General features: G+C 59.6%; 15 protein-coding genes, 1 tRNA gene and 1 pseudogene. 9 read left to right on the forward strand and 8 right to left on the reverse strand.

Annotated features, from left to right (window positions below; genetic code table 11):
• The first annotated feature begins 65 nt into the window (after nt 1–65).
• The 7 genes from NDJ82_RS12440 (at nt 66) to NDJ82_RS12470 (ending at nt 8573) form a co-directional block, all read left to right on the forward strand.
• The gene (locus NDJ82_RS12440; RefSeq protein ID WP_122560937.1) at nt 66–488 is read left to right on the forward strand and encodes a hypothetical protein; all 423 of its coding nucleotides are present in this window, start codon (nt 66–68) and stop codon (nt 486–488) included.
• A gap of 55 nt (nt 489–543) precedes the next feature.
• Nucleotides 544–1137: a tail assembly protein gene (locus tag NDJ82_RS12445; protein ID WP_250925594.1), complete on the forward strand. Its 594-nt coding sequence runs from the start codon at nt 544–546 to the stop codon at nt 1135–1137.
• Between the two features lie 59 nt (nt 1138–1196).
• Nucleotides 1197–4766 (forward strand): TipJ family phage tail tip protein, encoded by a 3570-nt coding sequence (locus tag NDJ82_RS12450; RefSeq protein WP_250925595.1) that lies wholly within the window; start codon nt 1197–1199, stop codon nt 4764–4766.
• Nucleotides 4767–5821: 1055 nt separating this feature from the next.
• Entirely contained in the window at nt 5822–7180 is a 1359-nt protein-coding gene (locus tag NDJ82_RS12455; protein WP_250925596.1) for a pyocin knob domain-containing protein, read from the forward strand.
• 1 nt (nt 7181) lies between these two features.
• Nucleotides 7182–7577 carry a hypothetical protein gene (locus NDJ82_RS12460; protein ID WP_191948136.1) on the forward strand — a complete coding sequence of 132 codons (396 nt, stop codon included), beginning with the start codon at nt 7182–7184 and terminating at the stop codon, nt 7575–7577.
• A gap of 58 nt (nt 7578–7635) precedes the next feature.
• Complete coding sequence (locus NDJ82_RS12465; protein ID WP_191948137.1) at nt 7636–8061, forward strand: cell wall hydrolase; 426 nt, start codon at nt 7636–7638, stop codon at nt 8059–8061.
• Nucleotides 8061–8573 carry a lysis system i-spanin subunit Rz gene (locus NDJ82_RS12470; protein ID WP_250925597.1) on the forward strand — a complete coding sequence of 171 codons (513 nt, stop codon included), beginning with the start codon at nt 8061–8063 and terminating at the stop codon, nt 8571–8573. The genes NDJ82_RS12465 and NDJ82_RS12470 overlap by 1 nt, the downstream gene beginning before the upstream one ends.
• Here the strand turns inward: NDJ82_RS12470 and NDJ82_RS12475 are convergent.
• From NDJ82_RS12475 to NDJ82_RS12490, 4 genes are all read right to left on the reverse strand, one after another.
• Nucleotides 8563–9246 (reverse strand): SOS response-associated peptidase family protein, encoded by a 684-nt coding sequence (locus NDJ82_RS12475; RefSeq protein ID WP_250925598.1) that lies wholly within the window; start codon nt 9244–9246, stop codon nt 8563–8565. The two genes, NDJ82_RS12470 and NDJ82_RS12475, sit on opposite strands and share 11 nt — an antisense overlap.
• 28 nt (nt 9247–9274) lie before the next feature.
• The gene (locus NDJ82_RS12480; RefSeq protein WP_250925599.1) at nt 9275–9637 is read right to left on the reverse strand and encodes a hypothetical protein; all 363 of its coding nucleotides are present in this window, start codon (nt 9635–9637) and stop codon (nt 9275–9277) included.
• Between the two features lie 81 nt (nt 9638–9718).
• Nucleotides 9719–9928, reverse strand: coding sequence for a hypothetical protein (locus NDJ82_RS12485; RefSeq protein WP_250925600.1), 210 nt, complete (start codon nt 9926–9928; stop codon nt 9719–9721).
• A 166-nt stretch (nt 9929–10094) separates the two neighbouring features.
• Nucleotides 10095–10181: transfer RNA gene (locus NDJ82_RS12490), tRNA-Leu, on the reverse strand.
• A gap of 325 nt (nt 10182–10506) precedes the next feature.
• On the opposite strand from NDJ82_RS12490, the gene NDJ82_RS12495 reads away from it, so the two are divergent.
• A complete protein-coding gene (locus NDJ82_RS12495; protein WP_250925601.1) occupies nt 10507–10965 on the forward strand; it encodes a GFA family protein in 459 nt (152 codons plus the stop codon).
• 2 nt (nt 10966–10967) lie between these two features.
• Here NDJ82_RS12495 and NDJ82_RS12500 read toward each other — a convergent pair whose 3' ends face one another.
• The gene (locus tag NDJ82_RS12500) at nt 10968–11495 is read right to left on the reverse strand and encodes a DinB family protein (RefSeq protein ID WP_250925602.1); all 528 of its coding nucleotides are present in this window, start codon (nt 11493–11495) and stop codon (nt 10968–10970) included.
• A 98-nt stretch (nt 11496–11593) separates the two neighbouring features.
• Here NDJ82_RS12500 and NDJ82_RS12505 point away from each other — a divergent pair.
• Nucleotides 11594–11671: pseudogene (locus tag NDJ82_RS12505) on the forward strand (DUF533 domain-containing protein); the annotation flags it as partial.
• 25 nt (nt 11672–11696) lie between these two features.
• Here NDJ82_RS12505 and NDJ82_RS12510 read toward each other — a convergent pair.
• The 3 genes from NDJ82_RS12510 to mgtA all read right to left on the reverse strand — a co-directional run bounded on the left by NDJ82_RS12510 (nt 11697) and on the right by mgtA (nt 15652).
• Nucleotides 11697–12506, reverse strand: a complete 810-nt coding sequence (locus tag NDJ82_RS12510; RefSeq protein ID WP_099583065.1) for a PA4824 family protein — start codon at nt 12504–12506, stop codon at nt 11697–11699.
• An 18-nt stretch (nt 12507–12524) separates the two neighbouring features.
• Nucleotides 12525–12872: a DUF2493 domain-containing protein gene (locus NDJ82_RS12515; protein ID WP_250925603.1), complete on the reverse strand. Its 348-nt coding sequence runs from the start codon at nt 12870–12872 to the stop codon at nt 12525–12527.
• A 65-nt stretch (nt 12873–12937) separates the two neighbouring features.
• The gene (gene mgtA / locus NDJ82_RS12520) at nt 12938–15652 is read right to left on the reverse strand and encodes a magnesium-translocating P-type ATPase (protein WP_250925604.1); all 2715 of its coding nucleotides are present in this window, start codon (nt 15650–15652) and stop codon (nt 12938–12940) included.
• Nucleotides 15653–15739 lie beyond the last annotated feature (87 nt).

A 15739-nucleotide genomic window follows, 5' to 3' on the forward strand; every position in this document is an offset into this window, starting at 1 on the left:
CGGCGTTGGGCTTTGTGTGTCTTATTCCGGGTGCTACAGTCTTGCCAAACCAACGAGGGAACTACATGCGGATTTTGATAGCGGCGGTAGCGGTGGCGATGCTGGCGGGATGCGCCTCATCGGCGATCTCGGTGCGGGATGCGAAGCCGGTTCCGTCGGACGAGGTTTATGCCTTCCAGACTAAACCAGCTGGCGAGAGCGGAAAAATCACCGTGGTGCGCGACTCCGGCGCGGTCGGTTCTGGCTGCGACATCGTTGTTTATGTCGACGGGCGCAGGGCTGCAAAAATCGGAACTGGTCAGCGGGCCACATTCTACCTTCCGCCGGGGTCGCCCAATCTCGGCGCAGGCCTGGCTGGCTCTGGCTTGTGCGCGGGCGCTGCAATTCGCACCATCGCAGCAACGGTGCAGCCAGGCAAGGAAAGCCTGTACCGTATCAGCGGCGACATGGCCGGGTTCTACATAGGGCCTTATGTCGATTACAACTGAATCAAGAAAACCTTGAAGCCGCCTCCGGGCGGTTTTTTATTGCCCGGAGAAAATGATGCAGGCATCAGCGATCAACTACCAACCCATGACGACGATTCGCCTGCACGGACAACTCCGACAGTTCGGCAAGTCGTTCCGGCTTTCCGTAAAGTCTCCCGCAGAGGCGATCAAAGCTCTATGCGTTCAGATTCCTGGCTTTGAACGCTTCCTTTCGAATGCGAAATCACGCGGGCTTGAGTTCGCTGTCTTTCGTGATAAGCGGAACATCGGTGAGAAAGAGCTGAATTACAACGGAGCGGGGGATATACGCATTGCACCGGTGGTTGTGGGTAGCAAGCGCGGCGGAATCCTCCAAACCATTGTCGGCGCCATCCTTATCGTGGTCGGGGTGATCTTCTCCGCTACACCTTTCGGCACCCCCCTCATAGGCGCCGGTATCGGTCTCGTCGCTGGCGGCGTTATCCAGATGCTCAGCCCTCAAGCCAGCGGACTCAAGACCAGCGCTGCGCCCGAAAACACCCCCGGTTACGCCTTCGGTAGCGCCAAAAACACCACGGCATCCGGAAACCCGGTCCCGCTCTGCTACGGAAAGCGCCGGGTTGGCGGCGCGATCATCAGTGCCGCGATCTATGCCGAAGATCAGATGTAGCGAATACCTGAAACACCGCTGCCGCCCATGAGGCGGTTTTTTATTGCCTGGAGGAAAGCATGGGCGCAGTTCGCAAAATCGACATCCATGGTGCCAAGGGCGGCGAAGAGAAACCAAAAACGCCAACGGAAGCTCCTGACAGCCTGCGCTCGGTCGCTATCGCTAAGATGCTGATCGCCATCGGGGAGGGCGAGTTCGAGGGCACCCCCACCGCGCGCGACATCTTCCTCGACAACACTCCGCTGCAAGATCCTCAAGGCAATATGAACTTCCCGAACGTGAAGTGGGAGTGGCGCACCGGGGCGGTGGATCAGGCCTATATCCAGGGCATCCCCTCGATCGAGAACGAAACCACCATCAGTACCGAACTGCGCAGCGGCACACCGTGGGTTCGGGCGATCACCAATACCCAGCTTTCGGCCGTGCGCGTGCGTTTCGCCTGGCCGGCGCTCCAGTCTGTGGATGCCAGCGGCAACATCAACGGTTATCGGATCGAGTACAAAGTTGAGCTGGCCACCGACGGCGGCGCCTACCAGCAGGTACTTAGCGAAGCGGTCGACGGCAAAACCACCAGCCTTTACGAGCGCACCCGCCGTATCGATTTGCCCAGGGCCACCACCGGCTGGCTGATGCGTATTACCCGGGTGACCATCAACCAGAACAACAACAAAATCTCCGACACGATGCAGATCGCCGGCTTCACCGAGGTGATCGACGCGAAGATCCGCTACCCAAATACTGCGCTGCTATACATCGAGTTTTCAGCCGAACAGTTCCGCAGCATCCCGGCGGTAACGGTCGAGACAAAGCTGAAGAAGATGCAGGTGCCGAGCAATTATGACCCTGTGTCTCGTACCTACTCGGGCGTTTGGGACGGAACATTCAAGCAGGCCTGGACCGATAACGCGGTTTGGATGACCTACGACATCACCACCGCAGACCGCTTCGGCCTTGGCCGTCGCATCAAGCCGTGGATGGTGGACAAGTGGGAGCTCTACCGCATCTCGCAGTACTGCGACCAACTGGTGCCGGACGGGAAGGGTGGCCAGGAACCGCGCTTCATCTGCAACCTGAACCTGCAAAGCAAGGCTGACGCCTGGTCGCTGCTGCGCGACATCTCTACGATTTACCGGGGCATGACTTATTGGGCCCAGGGCCAGGTGTTCACGCTTGCGGATATGCCGCGTGCTACCGACTTCGACTTCGCCTATACCCGGGCGAACGTCATTGACGGCAAGTTCACTTACTCGAGCGCATCGGAGCGCACCCGCTACACCAGGGCGCTGATCAGCTACGACAACCCACTGAACAACTTCGACACCGACGTCACAGCTGTAACCGATGCCAAGCTGCAGCGGCGCTACGGCGACAACCCGCTGGAGATCAGTGCCATCGGCTGCACCCGCGAATCCGAGGCCCAGCGCCGCGGTAAGTGGGCGCTTCTGACCAACTCAAAAGATCGGGCCGTCACCTTCAAGGTCGGCTTGGACGGGCGTATTCCGCTGCCTGGCTACGTGATCCCGATCGCTGACGAACTGCTTGCAGGCCGGCCGGTGGGCGGGCGCATCTCGGCAGTGAATGGCAAAGTCATCACCCTGGACCGCGACACCCAGGCCAAGCCCGGCGACCGACTGATCCTCAACCTGCCTGACGGCAAGTGCGAGGGCCGCACCGTGCAGCTTGTCAGCGGCCGGCAGGTCACTGTGACCCTGGCCTACTCCGTCTCGCCTGAGCGCGAGTTGGTGTGGGCGCTGGATGCTGACGACCTGGCCATCCCGCTTTATCGCGTGGTCAGCGTGGCGCGGCCAGAGCCTGGCGTGTTTGAAATCTCGGCCGTTCAGTACGACTCGAGCAAGTTCGATTACATCGACACCGGCGCCCGGCTTGAAGAGCGGCCAATCAGCGTTGTGCCGATCACCGTGGTTCCGGCGCCGGCCAGCGTCACGCTGACGTCGAGCTATGCCGTGAACCAGGGTATCGCGATCAGCACCATGAACATCTCCTGGCCCGCCGTGAGTGGCGCGGTCGCCTATGACGTGGAGTGGCGCAAGGACAGCGGCAACTGGATCAAGGTGCAGCGCACAGGCTCGACCAGTGTTGACGTCACGGGTATCTACTCAGGCGCTTATGTGGCCCGGGTACGCTCGGTGAGCGCCTTCGAGATCTCTTCGATCTGGAAGAGCTCCAATCTGACCAACCTGGAAGGGAAGGTTGGCTTGCCTCCGGCGGTGGCGTTCCTGACCACCACTAGTGAGCTGTTCGGCATCAGCATCAAGTGGGGTTTCCCGCCAGGTGCAGAGGACACCCAGCGCACCGAGCTGTGGTATGGACCGGCCAATGACCTGTCGGTGGCCACCAAGCTTGCCGACCTGGCGCATCCCCAGGCCGATTACCGCATGCAGTCGCTGTTGGCCGGCGCAACCCTGTTCTTCTGGGCGCGCCTGGTGGACCGCACCGGCAACGTAGGCCCGTTCTATCCGGTGGGCAACGGCGTCATTGGCCAGGCCAGCTCGGATGCTGCGCCGGTGCTGGAGTTGATCGCGGGCCAGGTTGGCCGCACGGAGCTTGGCCAGGACATCAACGACGAGATCGACAAGATCCCAGGCCTTCAGGCACAGCTCGATGCTCTTGATGGCCTGAAGGCCTACGACCCTCAGGCCGTGTATCTGGAGGGTGACTTGGTGGTCGTCGGCAAGCGCATCTATCAGGCCCTTGGCCCGGTGCCTGTCGATACCCCACCACCTAATGTGGCCTTCTGGTCTGACGTTGGCCAAGCTGTAGTCACGGCCAACGGCCTGGCACGCCAGGTTGAGATCAACACGACCAGCATCACCGAGTTGGACGGTGTGGTAACGGCGAACGCGTCGAGCCTTCAGGCATTGCAGTCTGCCTATCGGGATGACACGGGGGAGGGCGATCTCAATGATGCGCTCCAGGGCTACAACGCCTCTGCGAGTTTCGCGCAGGAAGTGAAGACTCGCGCCTCGCAGAACGAGGCCATGGTTCAGCGCCAGACCGAACTCACCGCATCGGTGGGCGATGTCGCTGGCACTGTGACCGATCTGGAAAGCGTCGTGGTCACGGACCGCGAGGCGACAGCCCAGGCGATCCAGCAGCTGCACACCGATGTCGAGGGGAACACGTCCGACATTCAGACGCAGTCCCAGATCGTTAGTGACATCAGCGGCAAGGTGAACCTGTCTTGGTCGGTGAAGATGCAATATAACTCCGCGACCGGGCAGTACATCACCGCCGGGGTGGCGCTAGGCATTGAGAACGGCCCTGCGGGTTTGCAAAGCCAGTTTCTGGTCAGCGCGGACCGGTTCGCCATCGTCAACACTATTGCCGGCGGCGCGATCTCGGTTCCGTTTGCGGTGCAGGGCGGGCAGGTATTCATGAACTCGGCCTTCATCCAAGACGGCTCGATCACGAACGCCAAAATCGGCAACTACATTGCATCCAACAACTATGTTGCAGGCGTTTCCGGTTGGAAGTTGTTCTTCGACGGTACCTTCGAAATCAACAGCGCTTTCGGTGGCCAGGCTCGGCAGGTAATCAATAGCGCGGGCGGTAAGGTGTTCGACGAGAACGGAATCAAGCGCTACCAGTGGGGAGACCTTTCTGCATGAGCTACGGAGTAAGAGCGTGGGGGCCGACCGGCCTCCTTGAGCTTGATGAAAACTCGTTTACTGTGCGGATCGCTTACTCGGAAATTGTGCAGGCCGGTGTTCCGGCACCAGGGCGAACCCGCTATATATCAATTCCAGGTGTTAACCCCGCCACACACTCCGCCGTATGCGTTCCGGTTGCTGCTTACGACACATCCGCACAGAGCCACTATGCGATTCAATACACCCCGGTCGTTGTAGTGGATGGAGTGGTCATATACTTTGGCAACCCCTCAACTTCCACAGGGCCCCTCGGTCTTTCACCTCAAAGACTATTAGTAATGAGGTATCGCTAATGACATTTGGTGTAACTTTCACAAACGACAATAATGTCGTCACACTTGATTCCGAATTTGCGAGGCTTGTGATTCTTGAAAAAGGAACCTGGAGCTCGTCCAGTTCAGGCGCATATGTACCGTTTTCGAAAGCAATTACAACCGATGAGCCGCCATTGGTCTTTGTAAGGCCGGCCTTATCCGTAATGCTATGTTTTTGTGTGGTTAGAGGTTCGGCGGGGGCATGGACAGGATTCTCTTTTTCGGGGATTACGGGTCAGCCCAGCTCTGGAAATTGGTTTGCCGCCGCGTTTAAATCAGAACCAACTGCAAAGTTTGGATTTCGGATATGGGATGGGTCTTCGAAACTTCTATTTGACAGTGGGACTCCATGCGCGCAATTCACCAGAACGATTACTGGCTGGTCATATCTCGGCTCATCCACAACTGACCAGGGAACTTCCCGTCTTAGTTGGACGGCTCCTTCAAGTCTTACAAGTGGCGATTTTATGTTGCTCAATAACATCGCTATGGACGTTGCGGGGAGCACGTCCCGGCAGGGAAACTTATACGCGGTATGGGAGTACCATAACGACAGGCTTGTGATTCAGGCTGTTGGGGTTGACCTGCAAACCTCTCTGTTTATCCCTGTAGTTTTTGCGAAACCCATTTCCTGATTACCTGTTTTATCAATATTTATAAGGCCGCCATGTGCGGTTTTTTTGTTGCCTGGAGAAAAGTATGGGCTGGTACAAGACGGGCACGGTTTCTGTAACAGCTGGAAGTAATGCTGTTCTAGGTGCCGCTACATCCTTCATCGCGAATGCGCGGGTGGGTGATGGCTTCCGTGGTCCTGACGGAAAATGGTACGAAGTGACGAACATCGCCAGCGACACGGCGTTGTCGATCTCTCCGAATTACCAGGGAGTAACGGCCTCGGGTGGCACGTACTCTTTGGCGCCGCTTCAGGGATACCTCAAGGATTCGGCTGATCAGTTGCGCGCCGCGACCAAAGTCATCGGAGCCACCGCGACGGATATGACTGCGCAAGTCGCCTTGGCTCAAACGGCGGCTGCCTCTGCGAGCGCCTCCAAGGATGCGGTAACAACGCTGGAGGCATCGGCGACCCAGAGCAAGAATGCTGCTGCGTCGTCGGCGACTACAGCGTCTAGCGCCAAAGATCAGGCAGTGCAGAGTGCGAGCGAGGCCTTGGCCAGCAAGAACGCATCTAAAACGAGTGAAACAAATGCGGGTAACTCTGCAACAAGGGCGGAGGCGGCAGCCGCCTCGGCTGCGAACAAGGCATCGGCTGGCGCTAATAGTGATATCACCTCCCTCAGCGGGTTGACGACTGCGCTTTCCGTGGCGTACGGCGGCACAGGCGGTAAAACGCCGGCTGCCGCACAAACAGCTCTTGGCTTAGTAAAGGCTGCCGCAACCAGTTCAACGGCCGGGGAGGTTCTACAAGTTGGGCACGCTGGGTGGAACGGAGGTGTCGCGATCCTCATGGGCGCCGGCACCGACTGCAATACCATTCAGCGGTCTGGCTTATATGCCCTTAATGCAACGTATACAAACGGGCCGCCTAACTTTTCAGCAGGGCCGATCTACATACGGGTATCCGTGCATGGTGCGGCGGCATACTTGACCCAGGAGGCCTTCGGCATCACCAGCAACCTCAGGGCGATTCGGTGCATGGTTGGCAGTGCATGGGGCGCCTGGAGTCCAGAGGGTTCCTTCTCAAGTTTGGTCGGGTCTCCAACTGATAATGCCAATCTGGCTACTGCCCTGAATTCAAAAATCAGCCTTGTATCTAGTGGCGGAACTGCTACCAACGGCTGGGCCAAATATTCAGACAATGTCACCGAGCAATGGGGGACTGTGAGCGTGAGTAACGATCAAGCTGGAGTCGTGTTTTCGTTCAACACACCTTTCACGACCTCGATTCGATGCTTCTTAACAACAACCGCATTGAGCGGGCGCGGCAGTGCGGCCGAAGCAAACAACACGGCGATCCCGATAAGCTTGACTCAGTTCAGGATTGCTTCGGGGCACGCTAATACGCCGATCAATGTGACTTGGTACGCGAAAGGAATTTGATATGTACTTCGATCCCGAGACGATGACTTTTCAATCTGAAGATCAAGAAGGCTTTGTTCTTCTGACGGATGAAGAGTATTGCCGCTTACTTGATGGTCGCGGGGAGGGCAACAGCATTGTGCTGGATGATTCTGGCGTGCCGACTCTGGAGCCGATCCCTCTGCCAACAGAAGATGATTTGCGGGCCGTTGCTGAGAGCGCCTGGCGCATCACCGAACTTCCTGTTGTTGCTCGCCAGTTGGAGGCCATCGAAGAGGCTGATGCGGATGTGCCGCCGGCGGATCTTTTGCCTGGCACCCGAAAGCAGTGGTTGAAGTACCGAGGTCAGGTCAGCAACTGGACCGACACCAACGCTGAATTCCCCGACATTACCAAGCGCCCAATTCGACCTGCCTGATAAGTCACCGAACACCGTCACCCGCCTTGAGCGGGTTTTATTTTGCCTGGAGAAAAGTATGACCACTTCCGAAAGAGACCGCGACATCCTGGCGCGCACGCTGTGGGGCGAGGCCCGCGGGGAAGGCTTGGAGGGGCAGATTGCCGTGGCCTGGACGATCCGTAACCGCGTGATCGACGGCAAGGCCACGTCTTGGTGGGGGGAGGGCTACGCCGGCGTGTGCCTGAAGCCGTGGCAGTTCAGCTGCTGGAACCAGAACGACCCGAACTACGCCTACCTCAGCGGCGTGAAGCCGATCCCGGCGGCGCAGTTCACCCAGGCACAGCGCGCTGCGGACCAAGTGATGTCTGGCTCGGTACCGGACCCAACCGGCGGTGCCACGCACTACTACGCAACCACGATGCCCAAGGCACCGGCCTGGGCGGCGAAGGCCAAGCAGACGCTGCGACTCGGTCACCACGTCTTCTTCAAGGATGTGCCGTGATGACGCCTTTGCAGAAGCTGCTCGGGCTGGCGCTGCTGATCCTGGGGCTGATGGCCAGCGCCGCCGGCGTCACCTGGCAGGTTCAAGAGTGGCGGATGGGCAAGAAGCTCGCCGAGCAGGCCGGCTTATATAAGGATGACCTGTCGTTGATAGGTGCCGCCGCCGCCAAGCAGGCCCGAGACGAAACCGAGAAACGCCTGACCCTGGAGCAAACGCTCGCCGGTCAAGACCAACAACACACCAAGGAATTATCCGATGCCCAGCGTAACCAGGCTCTGCTACGTGATCAGCTTGCTACTGCTGATGTCCGGCTGTCAGTCCTCATCGAGGACTCAGCCAGTGGCTGCAACGTGCCTACCACCCCCGGCACCGTCGGCGTGGTTCATGCAGCCCGTCGAGCCCAACTTGACCCAGCGCATTCTCAAAGAATTATCCGCGTCACCGATGATGGGGATAACGCCATAATCGCGCTGCGTGCTTGTCAGGCGTACGTCAGGGCTCTTACTCGCTGATCGGTTGAATCAGCTCGGGCCCCTTATTGCGCACGTTGCCCACAGCCGTATCGACCCTGAACCACTCGAACACCTCAGACGGTTCACCCTGGTGAAGCACCATCTGCTCGGCTCGCTCCTTGGGCGTGGCTGGGTCCAACCATTCCCGCGCCAAGTCCGGGGTCAGCACCACAGGGCGCCGGTCGTGAATGTCCACCATTCCCCCGGCGCTGTCGGCGGTGATGATCACGAAGCCATCATGCTCGCCCGGGCCTTCATCAGCATCCGGTAGCTGGCCGATGGCGGCACAGAATATGGGTGCACGATCCCGCCGGCGGATGAGGTAGGGCTGCTTCTTGGTCCCGCCTTCATCTACCCACTCAAACCAGTTGTCGATGGGAGTAATGGCACGATGTGGCCATATCGACCGGAAGAACGGTCCGTGGGCCACTTTCTCCACGCGGGCATTGATCGGCGCGGCGCGGTCTTTTGCCCAGTGCGGGCGCCAGCCCCAGCGAACTGGATCGGCGTGGAGCAAGTCGCCCTGCAGGTGCAGAAGTGCAACCGCAGTTGAGGGCGCCACGTTGTAACGCTCAATCGGCTGATCACCCACGGAGTTCGCCAGCGCATTGGGCATGCTCAGCGCTGCAACGAAGTCGTGGATTCCTCGGTACTGCGTCAATCTTCCGCACATAGTTTGTACCTCCCCGCACCAACCCAGCCTAGCTCCCGCTCGTAGTTTTAGCCTCGCGAATCTGACTAAGAAGTTCCTGGTTCTCCCTGAATAGGTGATCGCGCTGCTCGGCCACGGTCAGAAGGCCGTTTATCTTCCTGTCCATTTCCGAGTTTTCGCGGTTGAGCCTGGAAACCTCCGAGCGCGCTTTATTGAGCGCGTCCTCGGCGGATGTCTTGCCAGTGGCTAGGTCATCGCTTAACTGAATCAGGCCTGCGATATTGCGCCGCGCCTTGTTCAGCGCCGATTGGGTCTGGTTGAGCTCGTCTTCCAGCAGCGCGCACTGATGCTTGTACATTTCCAGGGGTGTAGGGCAGCCAAGCCACGCCGAGGTGTCTTCGTCGATGTTCATGGGGGGTCGATCCAAATGCTGTATGTACGTACAGTAATCGAGGATCCATGGTTACGCGATTCAAGGCGACGAGCTGTAGTGTTACTCCGGTGACATCAGCACGGCCAGCGTGAGTTTTATGAACTCTTCGTTCTCGTCGATGGTGTGCAGCGCGCCCCGGATGTTCTCGGCGACATCTGCTGACCCACGCTGCTCCACCCAGTTCGATAGCTCCATGATGGAGGCTTCCAGGGCAAGCTGGTTTTCGTAGAGCTTGGAAAGCAGGGAAGGGAGCAGATCTGAGTTGGGCATTGGCGTTCCTCTGGTTGAGTGAACAGCGTAGCAGTCGGTGTTCTTCGGGGAGTTTGTGTTCGGTCGGCAGGACGCCGGGGATGGGAATTGCGGAGCAGGTTCTGAAATTGCGGAGCAGAAAAGATAAGGGCCTGCCCAGGTTTCCCCGGCAAGCCCTTGATATCCTTGGTGCCCGAACCCGGAATCGAACCGGGACGCCCTTACGAGCGGGGGATTTTAAGTCCCATGCGTCTACCAGTTTCGCCATTCGGGCGGTAGCGCGATGCAGCAGGGTTGGGAATATATAGATCCAGGCGCGTATGCGCAAGGCCGCAAAGCAGCTTTGTTGTGCGCGGGCCAGGGTGAAAAAGCTCGAAAGATCAGTGATCTACGGAGGCTTTAAGAGAAAATCCAGAGGATTCCCACGGCTTGGGAACAAGACTCATACCAAACAGCCGTAGCGATATGCCACCTTGGCAGCCCGTCAATGCATCGGTTGACGCGCCGTATCCGCAAACGTTCGTTTATGGCGCCAACCTGTTCAAGGCCAAACCTGGACGCTACCCTGCCACTCCCCTAATCATAAAAAGGAATGAGTGATGAGTGTCCAGACTCTGCCCCAGGAAGGCAGTTGCCGCTGTAGTCGTGTGCGTTTCAGTGTGAGTGAGGCGCCTGTGATCACCATGGCCTGCCATTGCACGGGGTGTCAGAAAATGACCTCCAGCGCGTTCTCCCTCAGTGCGTTGTTCCCGGCCAGCGCCTTCACCGTGACCCAGGGCTGCCCGGTGACCGGTGGCCTGCACGGGGCGGACCGTCATTATATGTGCCCACATTGCATGAGCTGGCTGTTTACTCGCCCCCATGGCATTGATGAGTTCGTCAATGTGCGTGCGACCTTGCTGGATAACGCCAGCGGGTATGTGCCGTTTATGGAAACCTGGACCAGCGAAAAACTGCCCTGGGCCACGACCCCGGCGGTCGAAAGCTTTGCGCAACTGCCTGAACCCCAGGACTTCCCGCGTTTGATGCAGGCCTACGCCGTGTTCAGTGCCCGTTGACGTCAATCGATCAATGCCAGCAGGTCCGTGTCGCCGACATCCACCCCGGCTTGAGTCAGCAGGGTCGTCGCCTGGCCCCGATGGTGGGTCTGATGGTTGAAGAAGTGCAGCAGCAGGCTGGCAAACGGCTTGTCGGCGGCAACGCCACGCATGTTGTGGTAGTGCAGGCGTAGGTCGAGGTCGGGCTCGCGCAACAGGTTGGCCCAGTCGATGATCAGTTGGTCCAGCCAGGTGCGGCGCGCCGCCAGTGCGCTCAGGTCGGCGAAGGCCAGGTGCTTGAGATCGACAGGCATGGCAATGGCCGCCAAGGGGGCCAGCGCGGTAGAGCCTGCAGGCTGTTGGGCGAAGCGCTTGAGCCAGACCGTATCACCCAGCACCAGGTGGTTGAGCGTGCCCAGGATCGAGCCGAAAAAAGCCTGGCGATCCGCGCGTAACTGCGCATCTGAAAGCTTGGCGGCGGCCTCATAGACCTTGCGGTTCATCCACTGGTTGTAGGTCGCCATCAGTGCGATCTGCTCGATTCGGTTCACGGGTGTTCCCTGGTTGGCTGCGCGCCCGCTCGGCGGTCGGGGTGTTCCGGCAGTGGCGGGCGATGGTTGTTGAACGCCAATACTACGCCAACGCGTCCTTCCAGACAGTCGACCAGTTTGATGGCCCCGAAGCCGAGGCCCACAGCCATGCAGTGTTGCGCGCCTTGATTGCCAGCTGCGTCTGGAGCAACAGGCCAAGGCCTAGAACCGCAACGTAGCGCCGGTCGTCAACCATTGTTCACGCTCGCCGATCAGGCTGCGCCCAACCACAACGTCCACATCGACGTATGTCCCGAGATGCAAGCGTGGCCCGGCCTGCCATGCCTGGTCGCCGCCGGCCTGACCATAACGCTCGGCGATCAGCGTCAGCATGGGTACCGGCTGATACTCAAAACCGGTGCCCCAGGTCAGGCGGTGTTTTTCATCGCCGTCGTTATAGGCATGGGTCCAGCCGGCATTCAGATTCAGGCGCAGCGGCGCCAGCGGCTGCCACGTCAGGGGGACGTTGAAATCCGCGCCGTCATACGCATGCCTGCGGTCCTGGGCAAAGTGCGCGCCGCCGGCAATCGCCAGCTGCAGCCCAAGATCATCCCGTGACAGCACCTGGGCCTTGAGTTGCGGGCTGAGCTGGCTTTCGCCGCTGGCACGTGACAGTGCTGCGCCCCATTGCACCGCAGGCATGGCACTGAACGTACAGGCCGGCGACAGTGTTTCGCTGTGGCTGCTGCCGTCGTGGCGATAAGCGCTGTACCAGGCGTCTACGTTGCATTCGCCTGGCGCGTTGATAGCACCGTCATCGACCACATAGGCGCCGCCAGCCGCATTGGCCTTGGATATCACGGCGATGAGCAAAATAAAGCCCAGCGTCAGGCCGATAAACATTAAGTTATGCCGCAATGCACGGCGTTTAGCCGGTGGCAACAGCAGCAGGCTGTGGCGCACATTACGGCCGTGACGCGCACGGTATTTGGCAAACCCGTCAGGGCGTTTTGGAGTGTGTGGGGTGTGCATGATGCACCTCGCTTGAGTTCAGCTTTCTACAGTCAGCACCGCAATGCCGCTGGCTTTGGCCTGGCAGACCAGCTCCGATGTGTCCTCACCACCCGGCAGGGCGATGACCACATCCGGGCGGCTGTCGGTCAGCATGAAGTGGTTGCGCTGGCGTTCGGCCTGCTTGCCATGGCGTTGCCAGTTGGGCGGGTAACGCACCACGTCGATCCCGATTTCCCGGGCCCATTCCTCGATGTCACTGCCGAGGAACTGGTTGCCGCCGTGGATCAATACCTGCACCGGGCGCAGGCGGTGGTAAGCGTCCAGCACGTGGCGGGACTTCTTGGTGTCGGCGTAATGACGACCTGCACAGATCAAGATGCGCATAGTCCGGTTCCTTGTGAGGCGCGGCGGCGGCCCAGCGACCGCCGCCGTTTAAACGGCAGGGGTGATCAGTACCACTGCTTGAAGCGGCGGATGTAGATCGTTTTCATCAGTTGGGCCACGCAGCAGTAGCTGACCAAGGTGCCCACCAGCCATGGGAAGTACGCCAGCGGCAGCGGTTGCAAGCCCACCAGGGTACCCAGCGGCGAGAACGGCACGTAGATCCCCAGCACGATCACCACGCAGGTCATCATCAACACCGGCCAGGCGGCTGTGCTCTGGAAGAACGGGATCTTGCGGGTGCGCAACATATGCACCACGAGGGTTTGCGAAAGCAGGCCTTCGATAAACCAGCCGGACTGGAACAGAGTCTGCATCTCGACGCTGTTGGCGGCGAACACGTACCACATCAGCGCAAAGGTGGTGATGTCGAAGATCGACGAGGTCGGCCCGATCCACAGCATGAAACGGCCGATGTTTTTCGCATCCCACTTGCGTGGCTGGGCCAGGTATTCCTTGTCCATCTTGTCCCACGGCAACGCCAACTGGGAGATGTCGTACATCAGGTTTTGCAGCAGCAAGTGGATTGCCAGCATCGGCATGAAGGGGATGAAGGCACTGGCCACCAGCACCGAGAACACATTGCCGAAGTTGGAGCTGGCGGTCATGTTCAGGTACTTCATGATATTGCCGAAGGTTTCGCGGCCCTTGAGCACGCCTTCTTCCAGCACCATCAGGCTCTTTTCCAGGAGGATGATGTCGGCCGATTCCTTGGCGATGTCGGTGCCGCTGTCCACCGAGATGCCGACGTCGGCATCGCGCAGGGCCGGGGCATCGTTGATGCCGTCACCGAGAAAACCCACGGTGTGGCCGTTGGCTTGCAGGGCCTTGAGCACACGGGACTTCTGCAACGGCGTGAGCTTGGCGAACACCGTACGTTCTTCAACGTGACGTGCCAGGCTGGCGTCGTCCATCAATTCGATCTCCACCCCCAGCAGCGGCCGGCCGGGCTCAAGGCCGACCTGACGGCAGATCTTGCTGGTGACCACCGCGTTGTCGCCGGTCAGCACTTTGACCGCTACGCCGATCTGTTGCAGTGCAGCAATCGCCGGGCCGGCGGTTTCCTTGGGTGGATCGAGGAAGGTCAGGAACCCCTGGATCACCAGGTTGCGTTCATCGCCGGTGGTGTACTGCTGGCGTGCCAGCGCCTTGGGGATCGTGCGAGTCGCCACCACCAGCACCCGAAAGCCGTCTTCGTTGTAATCGTTGGCAATCGCCAGCAGTTCCTCGCGGCGGCGTTCATCCAATGGCACGGCGGTGCCGGCGTCCAGCAGATGGGTGGCAATGCCGAGCATCTCTTCCACCGCGCCTTTGCACACCAGCAGATGGTCGTCGGCCGCGTCCTTGACCACGATGGACAGGCGACGGCGGACGAAGTCGAAGGGCAATTCATCGACCTTGCTGTAGGCAAACGGCACCTGGAATTTCGGATTCTGCTCTGAAAACTGCACCACTGCCTGATCCATCAGGTTCTTCATGCCGCTCTGGTGATAGCTGTTGAGCCAGGCCAGGGACAGCACGGCATCATCGCGTTGGCCAAAGGCGTTGACGTGATGTTCGAGGATGATTTTGTCCTGGGTCAGGGTGCCGGTCTTGTCGGTGCACAACACATCCATGGAGCCAAAGTTCTGGATCGCATTCAAGCGCTTGACCACCACTTTGCGCTTGGCCATGGCCGTGGCGCCCTTGGCCAGGTTGGCGCTGACGATCATCGGCAGCATTTCCGGGGTGAGGCCCACGGCCACCGCCAGGGCAAACAGGAAGGCGTCGCCCCAGTCACCTTTGGAGAAGCCGTTGAGGAAGAAGACAATCGGCACCATCACCAGCATGAACCGGATCAACAACCAGCTGACGCTGTTCACTCCACGGTCGAACGCGGTCTGCACCCGTGAGCCAACAATCGCCTTGGCCAGGGAGCCGAAATACGTACGCGCTCCGGTGGCCACCACCACGGCCCTGGCCCGGCCGCTGACCACGTTGGTACCCATGAAACAAATGTTTGGCAGATCCAGCAGGTTGCCTTGATCGGCGCTCACCGGGCCGGCGGATTTTTGCGTGACGTCGCCCAGGGTGTCGTACTTCTCCACCGGCAAGGCTTCGCCGGTGAGCACGGCCTGGCTGATAAACAGATCGCGGGATTCGATCAGGCGGATGTCGGCGGGGATCATGTCACCGGCCGAAAGCTGCACGATATCGCCGGCCACCAGGTCGCGCATCGGCACTTCGCGCAGGGTCGGTTGGCTGCCCACCTGCTCACGGCGCAGCACGGTAGCGGTGGTGCGGACCATGGCTTTCAAGGCCTCGGCGGATTTGGCCGAGCGGTGCTCCTGCCAGAAGCGCAGCAGGCTGCTGAGCAGGACCATGGTCATGATAATGATGACTTTGGTCGGGTCAGCGTCTTCACCTGCCTGCATCGGCAGCCAGCAATCGGTAAAGAAGCTGATGGCGCCCAGGGTCAGTAGTACGTAGATGAACGGGTTGTTCAGTGCGTGCAGGAACTGGATGAGTGCATGGGGCGGCTTGTCGTGGGCAACTTCGTTATAGCCTTCCCGTTGCAGGCGGGCAGAGGCGTCCAGTTCGGTCAGGCCATCCTGGGTGGCACGGACGTTGGCGAGGGTGGCTTGCAGGCCATTGTGGGCTTCGCGGGCGGCACGCATCGACAGTCTGGTGCCTTCGTCGATGCCTTTTTTCTTGCTCAGTGGCGTGTTTTTTACGGCGCTCATTGTTTGTACTCCTGTCGCCGGCTCTCGACAAAACATACCGGTACTTACCTGATTACAGGCGAGCAACAGCATGCCGGGCCGCCAACT

This window comes from Pseudomonas sp. SR18 (genome assembly GCF_023701505.1).
Classification (GTDB): domain Bacteria; phylum Pseudomonadota; class Gammaproteobacteria; order Pseudomonadales; family Pseudomonadaceae; genus Aquipseudomonas; species Aquipseudomonas cyclaminis.